Genomic DNA, 20,152 nt, shown 5'->3' with positions numbered 1-20,152 from the left:
CAAGCTCAGGTGCGTAGTCCGTATGCGTGCACAGGAGCATCGCCGCAGCACAAGGCGCCAAGGGCTGGCACGACAAATGCTTGATTACGGTAGACCTGGAGAATCCTTCTGCAGGTTGTGTGTTTGCAATCGATCTCCGAGGAGTTACATATGAAGCGTTTCATGCAAAAGGGTTTTACCCTGATCGAACTGATGATCGTGGTGGCCATCATTGGTATTTTGGCTGCTGTGGCTCTGCCTGCATACCAAGACTACACGGTACGCGCGCGCGTGACGGAAGGTATTTCGTTGGCAACGGGCGCTAAAAAGCTCGTTGAAACCGATGCGCAGACAGCCATCGAACTCACCGCACTTGCGACTACGTTCAATGGCCAGGTGGGCGGAGCAGGCGCCGTAAGTAAATATGTGACCAAAGTTCAAATCAATGCTGCAACCGGTGAAGTAACTGCAACGCTCAATCAAGCGAACATCGGCGCCATCCCTGCTGGAGCTCAGCTGGTGTATACGCCGTATCTGCAATTGAAGGGTGGACCTGTTGCTTTGAAAGCTGCTTTGACAGGCACAGATACCGGCACAATGGATTGGGGTTGCGCATCTGATACCAATACCGTTGGTGCAAACCGTAAATTGCCAGTGATTACAAAAGCAGCCACCCCGCTTCCAGCCAAGTACGCTCCTAGCGAATGCAGATAACTCGATTTTATCGATTCAACTGATTCATTAGTGAAATAGAAATGCCCGCCTAGCGGGCATTTTTACTTGCAAATTCGAAAATGTACCAGAAATTCAAAATTTTCTGCAAAGATCATTTTTCAAAAAAATCGACAACGAGGATTGCACTTGTACATCTAATAATTTCTACACTTCTTGCAACTTTTGTCGCTATTTTGGTCTTTACTCTTTGGTTTCCAGAAAATTTACATAAAATTGCTGGTGGTCAGAGAATATTTTTGTTGATTATAGGGGTAGATCTCATCTGCGGCCCATTGCTGACTCTTTTGTTAATCAAAAAGTCTAAGTCTCGGCTAGCTATTTCGGTAGATCTATTTTTTATTGCAGCCATTCAATTGGCAGCCATGGCATACGGCCTAAACAGTCTTGCCATAGCCCGCCCTATCGCTTTAGTATTTGAAGTAGATCGCTTTAGACTTATCAGTTACGCCGATGTACCAGAATCCGACTTAGATAAACTACCTTCTTGGGCGAAACCTTGGAGTTTCGATAGTTTGAGGACAGTTGGTTTGCGAGTCTCCGCATCCGCAAGTGAACGTCTAAAGAGTCTAGAGATGGCGCTACAAGGTGTAGATGCAGGCCAACTCCCATCGAGGTGGCAAGACTACAACAAAAGCAAAGAGGACGTCCTCAAAAAAGCGAAGCCTATCTCAGTTCTAAGAGCAGCTCATCCAGAAAATAAAATCATAATCGACAAATCTGTAGCGGCAGCCCTTGCGAATATGCAATATGGTGAGAGCAAAGATGATAGCAGCCTACTATGGCTTCCCATGGTTTCCCGCAATACCTTGGACTGGGTCGTTCTATTAGACCCAAACACTTTACGTATTCGGGCCTACGTTCCTGTCGATGGTTTTCTCTAAAAAACCAAACACTCACTCAATATCAGCGCCTATTGCACAGACTCCCCAATAAGCGCCCTCGCAAGCCTACGAGTGTAAACGTATTCCGGATGAAGCGATGTACTAGCATCCATTGAATCAACAATATCAGACAATTCACTCCACTTTTTTTGCTTTACCTTTGCCAACAAAATTCCCGACCAAGCATAACCGTCAAAATATCGCTGCATAAAGCTTTCGGCCGGAGGTTTTGAAATCCAATCTCTGCCTAAAACCTCCATTTTAGAGTAATCACGCATGGCGTGAGCCTCCAGCATAGAAATCACACGCGCAAAATCCTCATGTAAATTAGGACATTGAAGCCAAGCGGGGCGAATCCAAACTCCATCCAACATTGCTGGCGGAAGATATTTGATCGTACTGTCCGCTAGGTCAACGAGACTGCTGGCGATCTGTCGTCGCTGAGATATTGACCACAACACTTGTCGACAGTTCCTGCCAGCCGCCTGCACAGATGCCACCAGAGGCGAATACGCACCGTTTCCGTCACGAATCTCCTTGGCAAGCCTCCTGGCGCGCTCGGTAAGATCATCAGCCGTGAAATGTTGAATACTTGGTGGAGCAACTTGGGAGGGCAGAGCGGTTGCAACATCTAAAGCCTCCAGCAAAGGCCTATTGATGATGGGCAGCGTCAATGCCGTATCCGACGCAGTACCCTTAAATCGGGTACGAGGTGCTTCTAACCCAAGGATCGGTAGAAAATCAGAATTTGCTTTTTGCGCAGGGTGAATTTTACTGAGCGCTCGCAAAATGCGCGCATCCGCTATTTTTCTAAAATCAAGCTGATGCTGACTTGTGATACCAATCCGCTGCAAGTCAAAGCGACTCTTTTCGTTAGACAGCAAATATTCCAAATTCAGCTTTGGCAAGACACCTTTAGGAGTTGCAACAATCAGCAAATCAGACTTGTTACTCAACCAAGCCCCATAATCCTCAAATGCGGGAGTAAGCCCCTTTAAAATCGAACCCAGCAAAGCATCATCAATCTCGTACAACTGAACCCATTGAACAAACAAACCATTTTCATTCAAATGCCGAGGGACGAATTTATAAAACTCCTTGGAAAACAATGCACCTACACCACTAATCCAAGGATTAGAGGGCTCGGAGATTATAATATCATATTTCCCACGCTGTCCTGAAAAATATGATTTAGCATCATCAATAATAATATTAGACCGCTCGTCTGTGTAGGCACGCTCCACTCTCGGTCCGAATGCTTTTGCCCCCTGAACCATGGCCGATTCAATTTCAATTGTATCGACTTGTTTAATACGCGGGTTGGCCAGAAATGAATGCGTTGTTAAGCCAGAACCAAATCCAATAACACCAACACGCTCAGGCGCCGCGTGTATGGCCATTGGCAATGCCGCTGCGAGAACCATTGTTGGCTCATCCGGAGTAGCAGGCATATCATCTCGCATTTGAATTGCCGCATCGGTTTTGCCATTTGTTGCGATTTGAATACTGCCATCAACTGATACTACAGACGCAACACTCGCAGTTTTTCCATCTCGGTAATAGACAACTTGATCGTCAGCGCTCAAAGCAACTCGCCCATGACGAAAAACGCCTGACGCTACTGTCATTGGATCAAACGGGATTCGAACAGCAATCAACAAAGACATAGCGGCTAGTGCCACTCCAATGCTAAAACGCAACATTGCCTTCTTATCATCAGCATCCAAGCGAAGTAATACAAGGCCAACACTTAAATCCACCAACGCAGCGATACAAAGAGACAGCTTCAGGCCCAAGATCGGAATCAACAGATGGATTGCGGCAAAGACACCCGCGATTGAACCCAAAGTGTTCCAGGCGTAGACACGGCCAATGGCGCGCTCACCCTGACCGCTTCTCAGCAATGCGACGGTGAACAGTGGCAATGTTGTGCCAGCAAAGAACGCTGCTGGCAACATGATGGCGATCGCGATAGTGGCCGTACCGAGGTTGAAAACGCTGTAGCCAGCATCTGTCTTAGCCAATGCCTGCATCAACCAGCCGACCCAGGCAAAGGTATTGGCATACACCGCTAGAGAGGCCAGAGCGGCTACCCCCATGAAGATCTGCATCCAGCCTGCCAGCCGCAGCGGCGATTCTGTGGAGTCTGCGCGTTTACGCACCCACAGGCCGCCGAACGCGATCCCCGCAATGAACGACGCAAGCATGAGTTCGAAAGCATGCATCGTGCTGCCGACCGCCATGCTTAACATGCGGATCCAGATAATCTCATACGCAAACGAGGCAGCACCTGAAAGCGCAGTGCTGAACAGCACCACCCTAAGCAGAGGATTTTTTGTAAGTTTTTGGGCATCGCCATTGCCCGAAGTTTTGTGGATGGGCGCTTCCGGCTCTGGCTCACGTGCCAGCCACCACGCCAAACCTGCCACTACAAAATTCATCACAGCGGCTACGGTCATGGCTCCCGGCAAACCAATAGACGGTAGCAACACAAATACCGCCACCAAGGCACCGACAGCCGCGCCAATACTGTTGGTGAAGTAAAGGCCGCCAAGGGTATACCCATCACTGCCAGAGAAACGGCGAATCAAACCACCACTCATAAGCGGAAAGGTCATGCCAAGCAGAATAGTCTGCGGAAGAATCAGCGCTGCAGCGATCAACCAGCGCGCAAGGTTGACGGTCCAAGGATCACCCAGAGCAGGAATGAGAGTGTCATAGCTGAAGGCCGCAATGCTGGTGAAGATTGTGTGAAAAAGCAGGCCCAAAACGCCAATAACGGCCTCGATGATGGCGTAGCCTCGAATCAAGTTGCGCCAGCGTTGCCCTGCCCTTGCGATCCAGGCAGCACCGATTGCCATGCCGCCCATAAAAATTGCCAGCACCAGCGCCTGTGCATAGGCAGCATGCCCAAGAAACAAACCCAAATAATGAGACCAGATCGACTGGTAAATCAGTCCTGCAAAGCCGGACAGGACAAAAATGGCAAACAGACCTGTGCGCAGGCTGTCGGGTGATGACTTTTTCAATTGAAATTGCTCCCTGTGACTCTTTGAACCGGTAGTAACAAGCAAAAATAGCGCCTGCTTCTTGTGCGTCAAGGCGCTTTGAACGACAAGCGCTCTATCTCTATCTGTCTACCAACTTTGCTATCTGCTGACCGTTAGGAACCTGCGTGGGCAGACATAACAAAATGCCCTGATTTGCCACCGCGCTTTTCCCGAACCTTCACATCGGATATGACCATTCCTCTGTCAAGAGCCTTGCACATGTCATAGATCGTCAGTAGGGCCACCTGTACAGCGGTGAGCGCTTCCATTTCCACGCCAGTCGGACCAACGGTTTCCACCGTCGCAACGCATGAAATGCCAGTGATGCCATGCCCACTAGCGCCACAAGACTCAAATTCAATAGCAACTCGCGTCAGCGCCAACGGATGACACAACGGAATCAAATCACTCGTCCTTTTGGCCGCCATGATTCCTGCAATGCGTGCAATTCCCAGCACGTCGCCTTTTTTGGCAGTCCCAGATTCGATCAAGGCCAAGGTTTCCGGCTGCATCTCGATGCGGCCGGTGGCGACGGCCACGCGGTGGGTGGCGGCCTTGGCGCCAACGTCCACCATGTGGGCTTGGCCTTGGGCATCGAAGTGGGTGAGGGGTGAGGCGGGGGTGGACATGGACAATGGAGCGAAACGTTTTTGGGGCGAAGGCATCATAAGGCGTTAGCCGTACAGGGCAACGCATGTGCATGGCCCTGAGGGTGGACAAAGGACCTTCGTGCAAAAATTTCAACAAAAATGGCTTGTAGCGCTTGTTCAGAAAGCGCTAATAGCTATAATTTTTATAGCAAATAGCATTTTGTACGCACCAGTGGCGAGTGCCCAGACGGCCTTGCCCACCCTCGGCGACCCCAGCGACCTCACCACCAGCGCCGAGCGCCGCCTGGGTGACCGCATCATCCGCGAACTCTACAGAGACCCCGACTACATCGACGACCCCGTCATTGCCGACTATGTGCAGGGTATCTGGCGCCCTTTGATGGCTGCAGCCAAGGCGCGCGGGGAGCTCTCGCCGGAGCTGGATGAGCGCTTCGCGTGGGAGATCCTGCTGGGGCGCGACCGCACGGTGAACGCGTTTGCGCTGCCGGGCGGCTATCTGGGCGTGCACCTCGGCCTGATCGGGGTCGTTACCACCCGCGACGAGCTGGCCTCGGTGCTGGCCCACGAGCTCAGCCACGTCACCCAGCGCCACATCTCGCGCCTCATCACCCAGCAAAGCAAGCAGACGCCCCTGCTGCTGGGGGCGATGATTCTGGGCGCGCTGGCGGCCAGCAAGAATCCGGGCGCCACGCAGGCGCTGGTGGTGGGGGGGCAGGCGCTGGCCATGCAGAACCAGCTGAACTTTTCGCGCGACATGGAGCGCGAAGCGGACCGTATTGGCTATGGCCTGATGGCCCCCGCTGGGTTTGCACCGCAGGGCTTTGTCAGCATGTTCGACAAGCTCCAGCAGGCCAACCGGCTCAACGACAACGGTTCGTGGCCATATCTGCGCAGCCACCCGCTGACCACCGAGCGCATGGCAGACATGCATTCGCGCCTTCCGCCCGGAGAGGCTGCCGCAGCGGCCACAGTGCCATCGACCCTGGAACACGCAATGGTCGCAGCGCGTGCCCGGGTATTGGCCAACCCCGGCGTGGACACCTTGCGCCAGTGGATTGCCGAGCCGCAAGGTTCCGGTTTTGCAGCCCTGCCCGCCTCCCGGCGCGTGGGCGTGCTGTACGCGGCTGCGCTGGGCAGCAACCAGCTTCGGGACGCCGCAGGTGCACGCACTGCCGCAAAGAAGCTGGAGGACCTGGTGCGCAATGATGCCGCAGCCCACCGGCTGGCAAAGCTGCTCGCCGCCGAGATCGAACTGGCATCAGGCGACGCTGCGGCCGCAGTCAACGCACTGACTGCCGATGCGAGCAACACCACCACCAGCAGCAACCGGCGCCCTGAACTGGTTTTGCGCACACAGGCCTTGCTACGCGCTGGGCGCGCTGCCGAAGGAACCAGCGCCCTGCAAACCTGGGTGGCCACGCACCCCCGGGATGCGACGGCGTGGCAGCTTTTGGCGTCCACCTGGCAGGCTCAAGGCCAGGCACTGCGCGCAGTGCGCGCCGAGGCAGAGGCCCACGCCGCGCGCTATGACTATGCGGCTGCGGTAGACCGCTTCAAGGCGGGCCAGGATCTGGCACGGCGGGGTGGACCGCAGGTGGACCACATTGAGGCGTCCATCATCGACACCCGGCTGCGCGCGGTGGAGTCACTTCTTCGCGAACAGGCCGCCGAGCGCTGATTCAATCAGCACACCCAGCAGCGAATAGATCAGCGACCCCAGCAGCGCCGCGCCGAAGCCATTGACGTGGAACCCGTCCAGTACGCTGGCGGCGGCCCAGAACATGAGCGCGTTGATGACGAAGAGAAAAAGGCCGACGGTGACGATGGTGACCGGCAGCGTCAGCACCACCAGCACGGGCCGCAACACCACGTTGAACAGGCCAATGACAAAGGCCGCGATCAGCGCGGAGGTGAAGCTCTGCACTTCCACACCGCTGTAGACATAGGCCACAAACAGCAGCGATGCAGCGCTGAGAAGCCATTTCAGGAGGAGTTTCATGGCCGGAGAATAGCACCGGCCGAGGGAACCAAGAAATGCGCAAAACGGGAGCCAAGCCCCTGGCAGTCAGCCCCCGCGCTGACTGCCTATTCGAAAGCCAGCATCCACAACGCTCCGCAACCCGTGAGCAGGCTGCCCAGCGTTCCTGGCATTGGCGACCAGCCTTTGTCCGGGCGCACAGGCGCAGGCTCCTGTGCCAAATCCGTCTTGGGCCGGCGCGCATCTACCACCTGGGCCACGGAGGCGCCTGCAGCCTGCAACTGATCGGTCAGCTCCGCCAGCGGCCCCTTGGCCAGTACGGTGGTCACTCTGTCCGTGGGCACCCGCAGCACGGGAAGGATCTGGGCAAACAGCTTGTCAGCCCACTTGGCGCGCCAGTTTTCACGGGCGCTGTGGCTTACCCACTTGCTGATGCGATGGGTCATCCGTGGCGCGCAGGCCACCAGCACCCATTGTGTTCTGGCGGCCGCGTCGCGCGCGAACAAAGGTGCCAGCACCTGCTGCGCATAAACCGCGTCGTCCACATACACGATGACTCTGTCCATACCGACTCCCATTGAGGACCAAGGACAAAAGGGGGCATAGAGCCCCCTTTTGAAATGGTCGGTTCCGTATGTCTGCCTTTAGCCCTGCTGCTCGGCAGGTGCCGCCGCCGCGCGGCGCGCAACGATGATCTTGCCAGCCAGCAGAACCAGCAACGCACCCGCCACGCTGGCACCGTACTTGATCATGTCTGTCTGTGGCAGTTTCAGCATCCACTGCCACTTGTCGGGGTTCGAGAAAGCAGGGTCCGTCACCAGCATGCCGCCAGCTATCCAGCCCAGCAGCATGCCGCCCGCCGTGATGATCATCGGGAAACGCTCCATGAGCTTGATGACCAGCTGGCTACCCCAGACGATGATCGGGATAGAGATCAGAAGGCCCAGCACGACCAGCAGGAACTGGTGCTCGCCCGCATTCTGCGCAGCGCCCGCAATGGCGATCACGTTGTCCACGCTCATCACCAGGTCGGCCACGATGATGGTCTTGATGGCGGCCAGCAGCTTGTCGCTACCTTGCACGTCGCCGTGGCCCTCTTCATCAGGAGCCAACAGTTTGACGCCAATCCACACCAGCAACAGCGCGCCCACGAACTTGAGGAACGGCAGCGCCAGCAGGGTCATCGCAAAGGCGATCAGGATCACACGCAGAACGATGGCCCCGGCAGTGCCCCAGATGATGCCCTTGGTACGCTGGGCCGGAGGCAGCTTGCGGCAGGCCAGCGCGATGACCACCGCGTTGTCGCCGCCCAGCAAGATGTCGATGATGATGATCTGGCCGAGTGCGAGCCAGAATTCGGGCGAAGCCAAAAAGTCCATAAATTCCTCAGTATCAATACACGCGAAGGGGGAGTTCGCCGCCACTGTAGCGCCGAGTCCACCCAAGGGATAAAGGGCCTGCGGTCGGGGGATCAAGGACTGCCCTGACAGGGCAAGCAACGAAAGGACGGCCTTGATCAGCCCCAGCGGGCCCATCAAAGGTCTTGCTCAGCCCGGCGCCCTTGCGGTATGCGCTGAACCCGGACCGCCGGAAGCGATGTTTCGCTTCGTACTGACGACGGTTCCGATGCCTCGCGCCCCCACGCACCAAGATTTGGCAATGCCGGAATGCAAGTCGGGAGCTACTCCCCTTCGAAGCGTCGATTGGAACATCGCCCGCACGGTCGCGCAAGGGCAGCACGATTGTGGTTATTGCGTACACACCCCTTCAAAGGCTGCCCCAAAGGGGCCGAAGCTCCCTGCAAAACACCTTTGCCAGGGTTGCCTTGTCCGCGCGGCTATGATCCAGCCCCTTCGCTCAAACCTCCATGGCCGCCATCCACATCACCGACATCGAAGCCGCCATCAACCACTGGCGCAGCCGGGTGCCTTCGCCCGACGGAGTCTCCCTTGCCCCGGAGATCCGCGCGCTGGCAGAGGTCTATGCGCAGATGGTGTTCCGGCGCGAGGACATGGTGGAAGAAGACCGCCTGCCCCCGGATGCCCTGGATGCCTGGCATGCCTGGTACGGCACCACGCCCGACACGCCCTGTATCGCCATCTGCTCCACTAGCCAGGGCGACGACCTGTGCAAAGGGTGCGGGCGCACGTTTGACGAAGTGCAGTTCTGGCCCGCGATGGGCCCTGCCGAAAAACGCGCGGTGTGGCGACGCATCACGCTGGAGCACTCTGCGTGGCGGTTCAACCGCTATGCAGAACGGGCGGCCGAAGGGGTTTCCAAAGCGCCGGCGCCAGCGGGCGCGGCGTAACCCGCTCCTTTTCTTTTCAACACGTCGCCCCGCCTCGCAAGCTGCAAACATACGGGGGCTGTACGCCCGGCGGTCAAACGGCTATGGTGGGCCCATGCTGCGCCTCACCCAAGCCCCGAACATCGCCATCGCCACGTTGTGGGCGGACTTGTTGTGCGAAGCGGGCATGACGGCCTCCGTGCAGCGCCAGTATCTGGGTGCCGCGGCGGGGCACCTGCCGCCGGACCAGTGCCTGCCCGAAATCTGGCTGGACTACGACGAACACGCCACCCGCGCACGCGCGCTGCTGCAGGAGCTTCAGGATTTGCCACAGCGCCGCTGGGCATGCCAGTGCGGCGAGACAGTCGAAGGCGGATTCGAGCAGTGCTGGCAGTGTGGCGCGCTCATGCCACGAGACTGAGTCAGAAACTACCAAATTGATAGCTGTTAGCGCTTATTCATCAAGCGCCAGAGGCCATTTTGACCAGTATTCCAGTCACTTCCAGCGCACGGGCTCCACATGCACACTGCCCTGCGTGCTGCTCAGGGTGATCGCGCCTTCCTGCACCGTAGCCTGCAGTTGCATGCTGCGCTCGGCCAGCTGCGCCAGTGCCTGGGATGCCTCCGTGGGGATGCGCCAGACCTGCAGCTTTTCCAGGCGTGACAGTTTGGTCTCGATGCCTTTCCACCAGATCTCGGCGGCGTGGTTGAAGCAATAGACGATCACAGAATCGGCCTTGCTGCAGGCCTTGGTGAGCGGCTTGTCTTCGGGCTGGCCCACCTCAATCCACACGCGCTTGCGGCCGGTAAAGTCGGTGAGCGAGGCATCCGGGTCATCCGGGTCCGACAGCCCCGCACCAAATGCCAGCGTGGCGTCGCCGTTGCAGAGGTCGTTGAGCTGGTGCGCCTGGATGGCCAAAGCAGCCAGCCGGACCATCATGCGCTCGTCGGTCTCGCTGGGGTGGCGGGCCAGCGTGAGGGCGTGGTCAGCGTAGTAGCCGTGGTCGATGTCGGCGATCTGGAGGTTCGCCTTGAAGATGGTGGATTTGATGGCCATGCAGCCTCACTATTAAATTGATAGCTGCCGTCGCTTATCGGAAAAGCGCCAGAGGCAAAAAATATCTCAAAAGACCGGCAGCGCACGCAACTGGCGGTGCCCAAGCCAGCGCAACCGTGGAACCGGCTTTGCCGGGCCACGGGTTGCGTCCCCCTCGGGGGGAAGGCGCGCAGCGCCTCCGGGGAGTCACACCCTTCGTGCCAGTTCGGCGGCCTTGCCCACATAGCTACCCGGAGTCATCGCGAGCAGCCGGTCTTTTTCTGCCTGGGGGATTTCCAGCGAGGCGATCAGGCCGTGCAGCGCCTCGGCGGTCACGGTCTTGCCACGGGTCACTTCCTTGAGCTTTTCGTAAGCGCCCTGCACACCAAAGCGGCGCATCACCGTCTGGATGGGCTCGGCCAGCACTTCCCACGAAGCATCCAGGTCTTCGGCCAGCGCTTCTTCGTTCAGCTCCAGCTTGTTCAGGCCGGTCAACAGCGAGGCATAGGCCAGCGCCGCGTAGCCCAGGGCCACGCCCATGTTGCGCAGCACGGTGCTGTCGGTCAGGTCGCGCTGCCAGCGGCTGATGGGCAGCTTTTCAGACAGGTGCTTGAGCAGCGCGTTGGCCAGGCCCAGGTTGCCTTCGGCGTTCTCGAAGTCGATAGGGTTGACCTTGTGCGGCATGGTGCTGGAACCAATCTCGCCCGCCTTCAGGCGCTGCTTGAAGTAGCCCAGGCTCACATAGCCCCAGATGTCGCGCGAGAGGTCGATGAGGATGGTGTTGGCGCGGGCCACGGCATCGAACAGCTCGGCCATGTAGTCGTGCGGCTCGATCTGGATCGAGTACGGCTGGAAGGTCAGGCCCAGGCCCAGCGGTTCGGGCGTTTCGATGACCTTCTTGCTGAAGGCTTCCCAGTCAAACTCAGGCCAGGCGGACAGGTGGGCGTTGTAGTTGCCCACGGCGCCGTTCATCTTGCCCATGATCTTGACGGCGGCGATCTTCTCGCAGGCCGTTTGCAGGCGCATCACCACGTTGGCCATTTCCTTGCCCACGGTGGTGGGGCTGGCGGTCTGGCCGTGGGTGCGGCTGAGCATGGGCACGTCGGCAAAGGCGTGCGACATTTCGCGCAGCTTGAGCACGATGCGGTCCAGGCCCGGCAGGATGACCTGGTCGCGACCTGAACGCAGCTGCAGCGCGTGGCTGGTGTTGTTGATGTCTTCGCTGGTGCAGGCAAAGTGCACAAATTCGGAGGCCTTTTCCAGCTCGGGGCGCGCCTCGAACTTGCTCTTGATCCAGTATTCGACGGCTTTGACGTCGTGGTTTGTTGTTTTTTCGATCTCTTTGATGGCGGCGGCGTCAGCTTCGGAGAAGTTCTTGATCAGGCCGAGCAGATAGGCGCGGGCGCCCGTGGTCAGAGGCTTGAACTCGGCAAAACCGGCATCCGACAGGGCAATGAACCAGGCCACTTCCACCTGCACACGGCGGTGCATGTAGCCGTGTTCGCTCATGATGGGGCGCAGGGCGGCAAGTTTGCTGGCGTAACGGCCGTCAAGCGGCGACAGGGCGGTAATGGTGGACAGGCTCATGGCGCGCCATTGTAGGCGTGGTGTGTAAGCGCCACGCAGCCGTCAGCTTGCGGGCGGGCAGCTGCCGATAGAATCAATCTCGAATCGTTCAGCCTATCCCGCGCCCTGGAAGACACACCATGAAATTGATCGGAGCCACCGCCAGCCCCTACGTACGCAAGGTACGTATCGTGATGGCCGAGAAAAAGCTCGACTACCAGTTCGTGCAAGAAAACGTCTGGGCAGACGACACCCATATTTCCACCTCCAACCCCTTGGGCAAAGTGCCCTGCCTGGTAATGGAAGGCGGCGAGGCCGTTTTTGACTCCCGCGTGATCGTCGAATACCTCGACACCCTGTCGCCCGTGGGCAAGCTGATCCCGTCGCAAGGCCGCGAACGCGCCGAGGTCAAGACCTGGGAGGCACTGGCCGATGGTGTGATGGATGCCGCCATCCTGGCCCGCCTGGAAGCCACCTGGGCCCACCGCAAGGACAGCGAGCGCAGCCAGGCCTGGATCGACCGCCAGCTGATCAAGGTGAACGACGGCCTCAAGTCCATGAGCCAGGGCCTGGGCGACAAGCCGTATTGCAGCGGCATCCACCTCAGTCTGTCCGACATCGCCGTGGGCTGCGCCCTGGGCTGGCTGGAATTCCGCTTCCCCGACATCGCCTGGCGCAGCGAGTACCCCAACCTGGGCAAGCTGCTCGACAAGCTGATGCTGCGCCCGAGCTTCGCCGATACCAAGCCGTCCTGAGCGGCCAGCGAGAGCGGGCATTGGTTTTTTGAACCCCCTGCGCCGGGCTTGCCGTATGCTTGGGCGCTTATGAACGAAATGGTTCAAAACCCTCCGAAACCCGGTGATGTACGGGCCACCCGCCAGCGCGCAGCGCGCGAGGCCGCCACCACGCCCGGGGCGGACCGCGTGCGCGTCAACGACCCCGACCGCACGATGGCCAACATCCTGCAGGTGGCCACGGCGGAGTTTGCCGACAAGGGCCTGGCTGGGGCGCGCATCGACGAGATCGCGGCATTGACCAGCACCAGCAAGCGCATGATCTACTACTACTTCGGTAGCAAGGAAGGTCTGTATGTGGCGGTGCTGGAGGATGCCTATCGGCGCATCCGGCGCATCGAATCGGAACTGCACCTGGAAGACCTGGCACCCGAGCAGGCCCTGCGCACGCTGGTGGGCTTCACGGTGGACTACCAGCTCGCCAACCCCGACTTCATCCGCCTGGTGATGAACGAGAACATGCACCGGGGCGAGTACATCACCAAGTCGGCCACGATCCAGGAACTGAACATCCCCGTCATCCATGCCGTGCGCGATGTCTACCAGCGTGGCGTGGCGGCGGGTGTGTTCCGCCCCGACGTGGACCCGGTGGACCTGCACATGTCCATCTCGGCCCTGTGTTTCTTCAACGAGGCCAACCGCCACACCTTTGGCGCAATTTTCAAGCGCTCCCTCGACACCCCCGCCGCCACGGCGCAACGCCGTGAATCGATCATCGAGATGATCGTGCGCTTTCTGCGGCCCTGACCCTCCCGGCCTGGGCGCGCACACCGGCCCGCGTCAAAAAGCTCCTCATCAGCACCCTGCGCGCGCGCCGTGCATGGCTGCGTGCTGCCATGACAAACCATGCAGGGTTTGCACCTAGATCAAATACTAACCAGTTCGTACAAAATTCTTTCAGCGTTTCAATACAACGACTGGAGACACCATGTTTTCACTGGCCGACCGCGTGCTGCGGGGATACACCCGCGTGCTGGATGTACTGGCTGGCCTGTGCCTGGCGGTGATGGTGGTGCTGGTATTTGGCAATGTGGTGCTGCGCTACACCCTGAACTCCGGCATCACGGTGTCGGAAGAGCTCTCGCGCTGGCTGTTCGTGTGGCTGACCTTCATGGGCGCCGTGGTCGCGCTGCGCGAACACGGCCACCTGGGCACGGATGCGCTGGTGTCGCGCCTGCCCGCTGCGGGCAAGAAAGCCTGCCTGGTGCTGGCGCAGCTCGCCATGCTGTATGTGTCGTGGTTGCTGCTCAGTGGCAGCTGGGCCCAGATGCTCATCAACTGGGAGACCGAAGCCCCGGTCACCGGCGCCTCGGTGGGCATCTTCTACGCCAGTGGCGTGCTGATGGGCGGGTCGGGGATTGCCATCTTGCTGCACGACCTGCTGCGCACGCTGTTCGTTCCGCTGGCTGAGCACGAGCTGGTCATGGTGCAGGAGAGCGAAGAACTGGCGGCCCTGGCGCACCGCCCTGCGGGCGCCGATGCATCCCACGAAGCGCCCGGCAGCCACCGCCCCTGACCCCTCCGCACAGGCTCTCCACCATGACCGTCACTATCTTCCTCGGCTCCCTTCTGCTCGCCATGGCGATCGGCATTCCCATCGCGTTTGCGCTGCTTATCAGCGGCGTGGCGCTGATGTGGCACCTGGACCTGTTCGACGCGCAGATCCTGGCGCAGAACGTGATCAACGGCGCCGACAGCTTTCCGCTGCTGGCCGTGCCCTTCTTCATGCTGGCGGGCGAGATCATGAATGTGGGCGGCCTGTCCAAGCGCATCGTGAAGCTGGCGCTCACGCTGGTCGGCCATGTGCCCGGCGGACTGGGTTATGTGGCCATCATGGCGGCGGTGATCCTGGCCGCCGTGTCGGGCTCGGCCGTGGCCGATGCTGCAGCGCTGGCCTCCCTGCTGCTGCCCATGATGGTGGCTGCGGGCCACAACAAGGAACGCTCGGCCGGGCTCATTGCGTCGGCCGGCATCATCGCCCCGGTGATCCCGCCGTCCATCGGTTTCGTGATCTTTGGCGTGGCGGCCAACGTGTCCATCAGCAAGCTGTTTCTGGCAGGCATCGTGCCGGGCATCCTGCTGGGGGTGGCGCTGGCCCTCACCTGGTGGTGGCTCGTGCGGCGCGAAGATGTGGCGCCCCCAAAGCGGGCCACCCGTGCCGAACTGGCCGTGGCCCTGCGCGAAGCCGTGTGGGCGCTGGGCCTGCCCATCATCATCCTGGTGGGGCTGCGCATGGGTGTCTTCACCCCCACCGAAGCCGCCGTGGTGGCCGCCGTGTATGCGCTGTTCGTGTCCATGGTGGTCTACCGCGAGCTGAGCTGGCACCAGCTGGCCGATATCTTCCGCGCCTCGGCCCGCACCAGCGCGGTGGTGATGTTCCTGGTGGCTGCCGCCATGGTGTCTGCCTGGCTGATCACCGTGGCCGACCTGCCCTCCAAGGTCATCGGCATGCTGGAGCCGTTCATGGGCAACCCAACGCTGCTGCTGATCGCCATCATGCTGCTGGTCATGGTGGTGGGCACGGCCATGGACATGACGCCGACCATCCTGATCCTTACGCCCGTGCTAATGCCGGTGGTCAAGGCCGCAGGCATCGACCCGGTGTACTTCGGCGTGCTCTTCATCATCAACAACGCCATCGGGCTCATCACCCCGCCGGTGGGCACGGTGCTCAACGTAGTGGCCGGGGTGGGGCGCATGTCCATGTCGCAAGTCACACGCGGCGTCACGCCCTTCATGCTGGCCCAGCTGGCCGTGATGTTCCTGCTGGTGCTGTTCCCCTCCATCGTCATGGTGCCGCTGCGCTGGTTGAGTGGTTGACCCCCATCTGCGCCCCGGCCCTTTTCTTTCGGCTCCGTTTCTGCCCCGCCTAAAACTCAAGGAGACATTTCCATGAAGCTGCTCAAAACCCTGCTCGCTACCGCCCTCGTTGCCGCGTCGCTGCTGCCCGCTGCACACGCCCAGGAGCGCACCATCAAGTTCGCCTTCCAGAACCAGAAGGACCACCCCCAGGCCCAGGGCGCGCAAAAGTTTGCCGACCTCGTGGCGGCCAAGACCAACGGCCGCATTGCCGTCAAGCTCTTCCCCGGTGGCACGCTGGGCGGTGACCTGCAGACCGTGTCGGCCCTGCAGGGCGGCACGGTGGAGATGACCGTACTCAACGCGGGCATCTTGTCGGCCCAGGCCAAGGAATTCGGCATCTACGACTTCCCGTTCCTGTTCGCCACGCCCCAAGAGGCCGACGCCGTGACCGACGGCCCCTTCGGCAAGAAACTGCTCGACAAGCTGCAAGCCAAAAACCTGGTCGGTCTGGGCTACTGGGAGCTGGGTTTCCGCAACCTCACCAACAGCAAGAAGCCCATCACCAAAGCCGAGGACATTGCGGGACTCAAGATCCGCGTGATCCAGTCGCCGATCTACATCGACCTCTTCAACGCGCTGGGCGCCAACGCCGTGCCCATGCCCTTCCCCGAGCTGTACACCGCCATGGAGCAAAAGGCTGTGGACGGCCAGGAGAACCCGTTCTCCACCATCCTGTCGTCCAAGTTTGCCGAGGTGCAGAAGTACCTCACCGTCACGCGCCACATGTACAACCCCCAGGCCGTGATCGTGAGCAAGAAGTTCTGGGACAGCCTGAACCCCGCTGACCAGAAGGCGCTGAACGACGCGATGGCCGAAGCCACGACCTTCCAGCGCGGCGTGTCGCGCGTGCAGGCCAACGTGGCGCTCGAAGACCTCAAGAAGGCGGGCATGCAGGTGTCCGAGTTCTCGCCCGCCGAGCTGGACAAGCTGCGCGCCAAGGTGAAACCCGTCGTTGAAAAACACAGCGAGAAGGTGGGCGCCGAGACCGTGCAAGAGGTCTATTCCACGCTGGCCAAACTGCGCGGCGGCAAGTAAGCCACCACTGCAACCCCTGCGCTGCCGTGCGGTGAACACACCACCACCCCGGCAGCGCGCTCACCCCGCATTCCGCCCGCCCCATGAGCCTCCAGCTCCTCGATCCCCCGGTCATCCCCACCACGTCCACCATGTCTTCCACTAGCCCCCGCAAGGTGCTGATCGGGCTGATCGGCGCCGGCATCCAGAAGTCGCTGTCGCCGGCCCTGCACGAGGAAGAGGCGCGCCACCACGGCATGCGTCTGCACTACCAGCTCATCGACCTGGACCGCTCTGCTTCGTCGGCGGAGCATCTGCCCACGCTGTTGTCTGCGGCGCGCATCATGGGCTATGCGGGCTGCAACGTGACCTACCCCTGCAAGCAGGCCGTGATCCCTCACCTCGACAGCCTGTCCGAGGAAGCGCGCGCCATGGGCGCAGTGAACACGGTGGTCATCCGCGACGGACAACTGGTAGGGCACAACACCGATGGATCGGGCTGGGCCTGGGGCTTTACCCGCGCACTGCCCGGCGCTGACCTGCGCCGCGTGGTGCTGCTGGGTGCGGGTGGCGCAGGCGCCGCCATTGCGCACGCCGTGCTGCGGCTGGGCGCCGAGCACTTGAGCATCGTCGATGCGCAACCCGAGCGTGCGGCGCAGTTGGCGGCCGACGTGAATGCGCTCTACGGAGCCCGTGCCGAAGCCTCCGACATCCAATCGGCCATGGCGCAGGCCACCGGCCTGATCCACGCCACGCCCACGGGCATGGACAAGCTGCCCGGCCTGCCGCTGGACGTGGGCCTGCTGCGCCCCGCCATGTGGGTGTCCGAAGTCGTGTATTTCCCGCTCGACACCGCCCTGGTGCAGGCCGCGCGCGCGCTGGGCTGCCGGGTATCGGACGGCGGCGGCATGGCCGTGGGCCAGGCCGTGGGGGCGTTTGAGCTGTTCACAGGCGAAACCCCAGACGCTACCCGCATGGACGCACATTTCCGCCGCCTGGTCAGCGCCCGCTGACCCATTCAGCGCACGACAACACAAGGAGTTGAACCCATGAGCACCCCGATGGTGGCCACCCGCGAAGCGCTGGGCGACATGCCCAACCCCCTGGGCCTGCAGGGCATCGAGTTCATCGAATACGCCACCAGCCGCCCGCAGGCGCTGGGCCAGGCGCTGGAGCGCATGGGTTTTCAGCCCGTGGCGCGCCACCGCTCGCGCGAGGTGCTGCTGTACCGCCAGGGTGACATGAACATCATCGTCAACGCGCACCAGGACACCGAACGCACCGGTGTGCATGCGCCGCCCGCACTCACGGAAACACCGGTACTGGCCGCCATCGCCTTCCGCGTGGGCAATGCAGCCGCAGCATTTCGCCGCGTGCTGGAACTGGGCGCGTGGGCCGTGCACACCGAGGTCGAGGTGATGGAGCTGAACATCCCCGCTATCCACGGCGTGGGCGCGAGCCGCATCTACTTTGTGGACCGCTGGAAGGAGTTCTCGATCTACGACGTGGACTTTGTGCCCATCCCCACCGTCAACCCGCGCCCGCCCGCGCTGCAGGGCCTGCACCTGTTTGGCGTGGTGCAGTACATCGGCCTGGGCCGCGCAGCAGACTGGATTCACTTCTACGCGGAGTTGTTCGGCTTTGCCGAGCTGGCACCCGACCAGTCGTTTGGTGTGCTCACCCATGGCCGCATCCTGGCCAGCCCCTGCGGCACGCTGCACTGGCAGCTGATTGAACCGCTGGTCGATGCGCTGGATGCCGACCCCGAGGAGCTGCTGCAGCGCGTGGCCTTTGGCACACCCGACGTGCTTGCCACGGTGCAAGCGCTGCGTGCGCGCGGCGTGGAGTTTGTCGAGTCGCCCACGGGCGTGCACACCGGCACGCGCGGTGCCCTCACGCGCGCCGACACCGCATCGCCCAGCTTCGAGCTGGTGCTCGACGCCCGCTGAGCCTGGAGACCGCCCATGCGCCAATCCACCATGCAACGCAACGTCGCCGATTTCGGAATGGACACCATCAGCCTGGCGGGCCCACTGGAGGCCAAGCTGGCCGCCGTGAAAGCCGCCGGCTTCGGCCAGATCATGCTGGCCGCGCGCGACATCGTGGGCCATCCTGAGGGCATCGAAGCCGCTGTGCACGCGGTGCGCAACAGCGGCCTGCGCGTGACGGGTTTCCAGGTGCTGCGCGACTTCGAGGGCCTGTCGGGCCACCTGCACAGCTACAAGGTGGACATTGCCAAGCAGATGATCCTGATGGCGCGCGACCTGGGCGCGCCCGTGTTGCTGGCCTGCAGCTCCACGTCATCGCACGCCACGGCGGATGCCGAGACCATTGCACGCGACCTGCGCAAGCTTGCGCTGCTGGCGCTGCCCCATGGCATCCGTGTAGCGTTTGAAGGCCTCTCGTGGGGCCGCCACATCAACGAAGTGCACCAGGCCTGGGCCGCAGTGGAGCAGGCCGATTGCCCCAACCTCGGTCTGGCGATCGACTCGTACCACCAGTTCGCCACCAGCACGCCACTCTCGGCCCTGGAAGACGTGGACCCCGCCAAGATCTATCTGGTGCAGCTTTCGGACTTCATGTGGCAGGAGACCCGCACGGTGCAGGAGCGCATCGAGACCGCGCGGCACTTTCGCGTGTTCCCTGGCGAGGGCGTGCACAGCCAGGCCCTGGCCGAGCTGGTGCGCACGCTGGATGGCATGGGCTACCAGGGCGACTACAGCTTCGAGGTTTTCAACGACGACTACCAGCAGCTGCCGCTGCCTTATGTGGCGCAACGCGCGTGGAACAGTGCGCTGTGGCTGGCGGAGGGGGTGCTGCAGCGCGCCGTGCCGCTGCCCGGACACCCGCGCATCAAGACCCTGGCGTGACCAACGCGTCAAAGCGGCAGCGGCCAACGATCAGCTGTTGGCGCGCTTCTTGAGCCAGCGCATCAGTGCGCCCACCACGGGCAGCTTTTCGTACAGCTCTTCGGCAGCGTCCCAATAGTCGCGGTGCAAGCTCACCAGGCCTTGTTCGTCCAGCACCAGGTGCGAGGCACCGCGCACCGTCTGCGTCACGCCCTTGTGGAAGTCCTTGAAGGCGAACAGGAAGTCCCAGGTCAGAAAACATTGCTGCCCCTGCACCACGCGGCCGGTGACCACAAAACGCGGCTGCTCCAGTGCCTCGAACATGTGGGCAAAGATGCCCTGGATGGCAGGCACGCCCACCACCTCGTTGAACGGATCCTTGAAGCGCGCCTGAGGCCCATAGAACTGGCCGATGGTCGCCACATCGGCGGGCGACAGGTTTTCAAAGAACGCAATGACGCGCGTAACGGCTTCTTCCGTAGCGATCGTGGTTTCCGGTGGGTGCATACC

21 protein-coding genes are annotated in these 20,152 nt (G+C 60.7%); 13 read left to right on the top strand and 8 right to left on the bottom strand.

Annotated features, from left to right (window positions below; translation table 11 throughout):
• Nucleotides 1–150: 150 nt before the first annotated feature.
• Both ACQ4MJ_RS22605 and ACQ4MJ_RS22600 read left to right on the top strand, forming a co-directional pair.
• Entirely contained in the window at nt 151–693 is a 543-nt protein-coding gene (locus tag ACQ4MJ_RS22605) for a pilin (protein WP_431151201.1), read from the top strand.
• An 80-nt stretch (nt 694–773) separates the two neighbouring features.
• On the top strand, nt 774–1,595 hold the full coding sequence (locus ACQ4MJ_RS22600) for a hypothetical protein (RefSeq protein ID WP_431151202.1): 822 nt from the start codon (nt 774–776) through the stop codon (nt 1,593–1,595).
• Nucleotides 1,596–1,624: 29 nt separating this feature from the next.
• On the opposite strand, the gene ACQ4MJ_RS22595 is transcribed toward ACQ4MJ_RS22600, so the two are convergent.
• Nucleotides 1,625–4,696, bottom strand: coding sequence for a fused MFS/spermidine synthase (locus ACQ4MJ_RS22595; protein ID WP_431151203.1), 3,072 nt, complete (start codon nt 4,694–4,696; stop codon nt 1,625–1,627).
• Between the two features lie 62 nt (nt 4,697–4,758).
• The gene (moaC, locus tag ACQ4MJ_RS22590) at nt 4,759–5,274 is read right to left on the bottom strand and encodes a cyclic pyranopterin monophosphate synthase MoaC (RefSeq protein WP_431151204.1); all 516 of its coding nucleotides are present in this window, start codon (nt 5,272–5,274) and stop codon (nt 4,759–4,761) included.
• Nucleotides 5,275–5,374: 100 nt separating this feature from the next.
• Here moaC and ACQ4MJ_RS22585 point away from each other — a divergent pair, with 100 nt between their 5' ends.
• A complete protein-coding gene (locus ACQ4MJ_RS22585) occupies nt 5,375–6,934 on the top strand; it encodes a M48 family metalloprotease (protein WP_431151205.1) in 1,560 nt (519 codons plus the stop codon).
• Here ACQ4MJ_RS22585 and ACQ4MJ_RS22580 read toward each other — a convergent pair.
• The 3 genes from ACQ4MJ_RS22580 to ACQ4MJ_RS22570 all read right to left on the bottom strand — a co-directional run bounded on the left by ACQ4MJ_RS22580 (nt 6,902) and on the right by ACQ4MJ_RS22570 (nt 8,613).
• Nucleotides 6,902–7,255 carry a phage holin family protein gene (locus tag ACQ4MJ_RS22580; protein WP_055394559.1) on the bottom strand — a complete coding sequence of 118 codons (354 nt, stop codon included), beginning with the start codon at nt 7,253–7,255 and terminating at the stop codon, nt 6,902–6,904. The two genes, ACQ4MJ_RS22585 and ACQ4MJ_RS22580, sit on opposite strands and share 33 nt — an antisense overlap.
• 86 nt (nt 7,256–7,341) lie before the next feature.
• Entirely contained in the window at nt 7,342–7,800 is a 459-nt protein-coding gene (locus ACQ4MJ_RS22575; RefSeq protein ID WP_218300852.1) for a hypothetical protein, read from the bottom strand.
• A gap of 78 nt (nt 7,801–7,878) precedes the next feature.
• Nucleotides 7,879–8,613: a TerC family protein gene (locus ACQ4MJ_RS22570; protein WP_055394555.1), complete on the bottom strand. Its 735-nt coding sequence runs from the start codon at nt 8,611–8,613 to the stop codon at nt 7,879–7,881.
• A 488-nt stretch (nt 8,614–9,101) separates the two neighbouring features.
• On the opposite strand from ACQ4MJ_RS22570, the gene ACQ4MJ_RS22565 reads away from it, so the two are divergent.
• On the top strand, nt 9,102–9,542 hold the full coding sequence (locus ACQ4MJ_RS22565) for a DUF3717 domain-containing protein (protein ID WP_431151206.1): 441 nt from the start codon (nt 9,102–9,104) through the stop codon (nt 9,540–9,542).
• 94 nt (nt 9,543–9,636) lie between these two features.
• Nucleotides 9,637–9,942, top strand: a complete 306-nt coding sequence (locus ACQ4MJ_RS22560; RefSeq protein ID WP_055394551.1) for a hypothetical protein — start codon at nt 9,637–9,639, stop codon at nt 9,940–9,942.
• A gap of 75 nt (nt 9,943–10,017) precedes the next feature.
• Here ACQ4MJ_RS22560 and ACQ4MJ_RS22555 read toward each other — a convergent pair whose 3' ends face one another.
• Together ACQ4MJ_RS22555 and purB are read right to left on the bottom strand one after the other, a co-directional pair.
• On the bottom strand, nt 10,018–10,578 hold the full coding sequence (locus ACQ4MJ_RS22555; protein WP_008903834.1) for a YaeQ family protein: 561 nt from the start codon (nt 10,576–10,578) through the stop codon (nt 10,018–10,020).
• A 186-nt stretch (nt 10,579–10,764) separates the two neighbouring features.
• Nucleotides 10,765–12,144 carry an adenylosuccinate lyase gene (purB, locus tag ACQ4MJ_RS22550; protein ID WP_121421591.1) on the bottom strand — a complete coding sequence of 460 codons (1,380 nt, stop codon included), beginning with the start codon at nt 12,142–12,144 and terminating at the stop codon, nt 10,765–10,767.
• Between the two features lie 119 nt (nt 12,145–12,263).
• Here purB and ACQ4MJ_RS22545 point away from each other — a divergent pair, with 119 nt between their 5' ends.
• From ACQ4MJ_RS22545 to ACQ4MJ_RS22510, 8 genes are all read left to right on the top strand, one after another.
• On the top strand, nt 12,264–12,878 hold the full coding sequence (locus ACQ4MJ_RS22545) for a glutathione S-transferase N-terminal domain-containing protein (RefSeq protein WP_055394547.1): 615 nt from the start codon (nt 12,264–12,266) through the stop codon (nt 12,876–12,878).
• Nucleotides 12,879–12,947: 69 nt separating this feature from the next.
• Entirely contained in the window at nt 12,948–13,664 is a 717-nt protein-coding gene (locus ACQ4MJ_RS22540) for a TetR/AcrR family transcriptional regulator (RefSeq protein ID WP_431151207.1), read from the top strand.
• A 181-nt stretch (nt 13,665–13,845) separates the two neighbouring features.
• Entirely contained in the window at nt 13,846–14,433 is a 588-nt protein-coding gene (locus ACQ4MJ_RS22535; protein ID WP_431151208.1) for a TRAP transporter small permease, read from the top strand.
• Nucleotides 14,434–14,456: 23 nt separating this feature from the next.
• Nucleotides 14,457–15,737 (top strand): TRAP transporter large permease subunit, encoded by a 1,281-nt coding sequence (locus ACQ4MJ_RS22530; protein ID WP_121421594.1) that lies wholly within the window; start codon nt 14,457–14,459, stop codon nt 15,735–15,737.
• A gap of 72 nt (nt 15,738–15,809) precedes the next feature.
• Entirely contained in the window at nt 15,810–16,814 is a 1,005-nt protein-coding gene (locus ACQ4MJ_RS22525; RefSeq protein ID WP_431151209.1) for a TRAP transporter substrate-binding protein, read from the top strand.
• Between the two features lie 131 nt (nt 16,815–16,945).
• Nucleotides 16,946–17,806 carry a shikimate dehydrogenase gene (locus ACQ4MJ_RS22520; protein WP_431153148.1) on the top strand — a complete coding sequence of 287 codons (861 nt, stop codon included), beginning with the start codon at nt 16,946–16,948 and terminating at the stop codon, nt 17,804–17,806.
• A gap of 36 nt (nt 17,807–17,842) precedes the next feature.
• On the top strand, nt 17,843–18,742 hold the full coding sequence (locus tag ACQ4MJ_RS22515) for a VOC family protein (protein ID WP_431151210.1): 900 nt from the start codon (nt 17,843–17,845) through the stop codon (nt 18,740–18,742).
• A gap of 15 nt (nt 18,743–18,757) precedes the next feature.
• The gene (locus tag ACQ4MJ_RS22510; protein ID WP_431151211.1) at nt 18,758–19,663 is read left to right on the top strand and encodes a sugar phosphate isomerase/epimerase family protein; all 906 of its coding nucleotides are present in this window, start codon (nt 18,758–18,760) and stop codon (nt 19,661–19,663) included.
• 30 nt (nt 19,664–19,693) lie between these two features.
• On the opposite strand, the gene ACQ4MJ_RS22505 is transcribed toward ACQ4MJ_RS22510, so the two are convergent.
• On the bottom strand, nt 19,694–20,149 hold the full coding sequence (locus ACQ4MJ_RS22505; protein ID WP_055394683.1) for a nuclear transport factor 2 family protein: 456 nt from the start codon (nt 20,147–20,149) through the stop codon (nt 19,694–19,696).
• Nucleotides 20,150–20,152: the final 3 nt, after the last annotated feature.

Origin of the sequence: Acidovorax facilis, from assembly GCF_050626955.1 — a bacterium.
In the GTDB taxonomy this organism is placed as follows: domain Bacteria; phylum Pseudomonadota; class Gammaproteobacteria; order Burkholderiales; family Burkholderiaceae_C; genus Acidovorax; species Acidovorax facilis.
This window is presented reverse-complemented; position numbering and strand designations above follow the sequence as displayed.

Excerpts from the sequence above, each read along its gene's own strand:
- moaC (WP_431151204.1), bottom strand. The coding sequence starts at position 5,274 with ATGTCCACCCCCGCCTCACCCCTCACCCACTTCGATGCCCAAGGCCAA.
- ACQ4MJ_RS22545 (WP_055394547.1), top strand. The coding sequence starts at position 12,264 with ATGAAATTGATCGGAGCCACCGCCAGCCCCTACGTACGCAAGGTACGT.
- ACQ4MJ_RS22600 (WP_431151202.1), top strand. The coding sequence starts at position 774 with ATGTACCAGAAATTCAAAATTTTCTGCAAAGATCATTTTTCAAAAAAA.
- ACQ4MJ_RS22580 (WP_055394559.1), bottom strand. The coding sequence starts at position 7,255 with ATGAAACTCCTCCTGAAATGGCTTCTCAGCGCTGCATCGCTGCTGTTT.
- ACQ4MJ_RS22570 (WP_055394555.1), bottom strand. The coding sequence starts at position 8,613 with ATGGACTTTTTGGCTTCGCCCGAATTCTGGCTCGCACTCGGCCAGATC.
- ACQ4MJ_RS22530 (WP_121421594.1), top strand. The coding sequence starts at position 14,457 with ATGACCGTCACTATCTTCCTCGGCTCCCTTCTGCTCGCCATGGCGATC.
- ACQ4MJ_RS22515 (WP_431151210.1), top strand. The coding sequence starts at position 17,843 with ATGAGCACCCCGATGGTGGCCACCCGCGAAGCGCTGGGCGACATGCCC.
- purB (WP_121421591.1), bottom strand. The coding sequence starts at position 12,144 with ATGAGCCTGTCCACCATTACCGCCCTGTCGCCGCTTGACGGCCGTTAC.
- ACQ4MJ_RS22510 (WP_431151211.1), top strand. The coding sequence starts at position 18,758 with ATGCGCCAATCCACCATGCAACGCAACGTCGCCGATTTCGGAATGGAC.
- ACQ4MJ_RS22605 (WP_431151201.1), top strand. The coding sequence starts at position 151 with ATGAAGCGTTTCATGCAAAAGGGTTTTACCCTGATCGAACTGATGATC.
- ACQ4MJ_RS22505 (WP_055394683.1), bottom strand. The coding sequence starts at position 20,149 with ATGCACCCACCGGAAACCACGATCGCTACGGAAGAAGCCGTTACGCGC.
- ACQ4MJ_RS22560 (WP_055394551.1), top strand. The coding sequence starts at position 9,637 with ATGCTGCGCCTCACCCAAGCCCCGAACATCGCCATCGCCACGTTGTGG.
- ACQ4MJ_RS22520 (WP_431153148.1), top strand. The coding sequence starts at position 16,946 with ATGTCTTCCACTAGCCCCCGCAAGGTGCTGATCGGGCTGATCGGCGCC.
- ACQ4MJ_RS22540 (WP_431151207.1), top strand. The coding sequence starts at position 12,948 with ATGAACGAAATGGTTCAAAACCCTCCGAAACCCGGTGATGTACGGGCC.
- ACQ4MJ_RS22525 (WP_431151209.1), top strand. The coding sequence starts at position 15,810 with ATGAAGCTGCTCAAAACCCTGCTCGCTACCGCCCTCGTTGCCGCGTCG.
- ACQ4MJ_RS22575 (WP_218300852.1), bottom strand. The coding sequence starts at position 7,800 with ATGGACAGAGTCATCGTGTATGTGGACGACGCGGTTTATGCGCAGCAG.
- ACQ4MJ_RS22535 (WP_431151208.1), top strand. The coding sequence starts at position 13,846 with ATGTTTTCACTGGCCGACCGCGTGCTGCGGGGATACACCCGCGTGCTG.
- ACQ4MJ_RS22565 (WP_431151206.1), top strand. The coding sequence starts at position 9,102 with ATGGCCGCCATCCACATCACCGACATCGAAGCCGCCATCAACCACTGG.
- ACQ4MJ_RS22555 (WP_008903834.1), bottom strand. The coding sequence starts at position 10,578 with ATGGCCATCAAATCCACCATCTTCAAGGCGAACCTCCAGATCGCCGAC.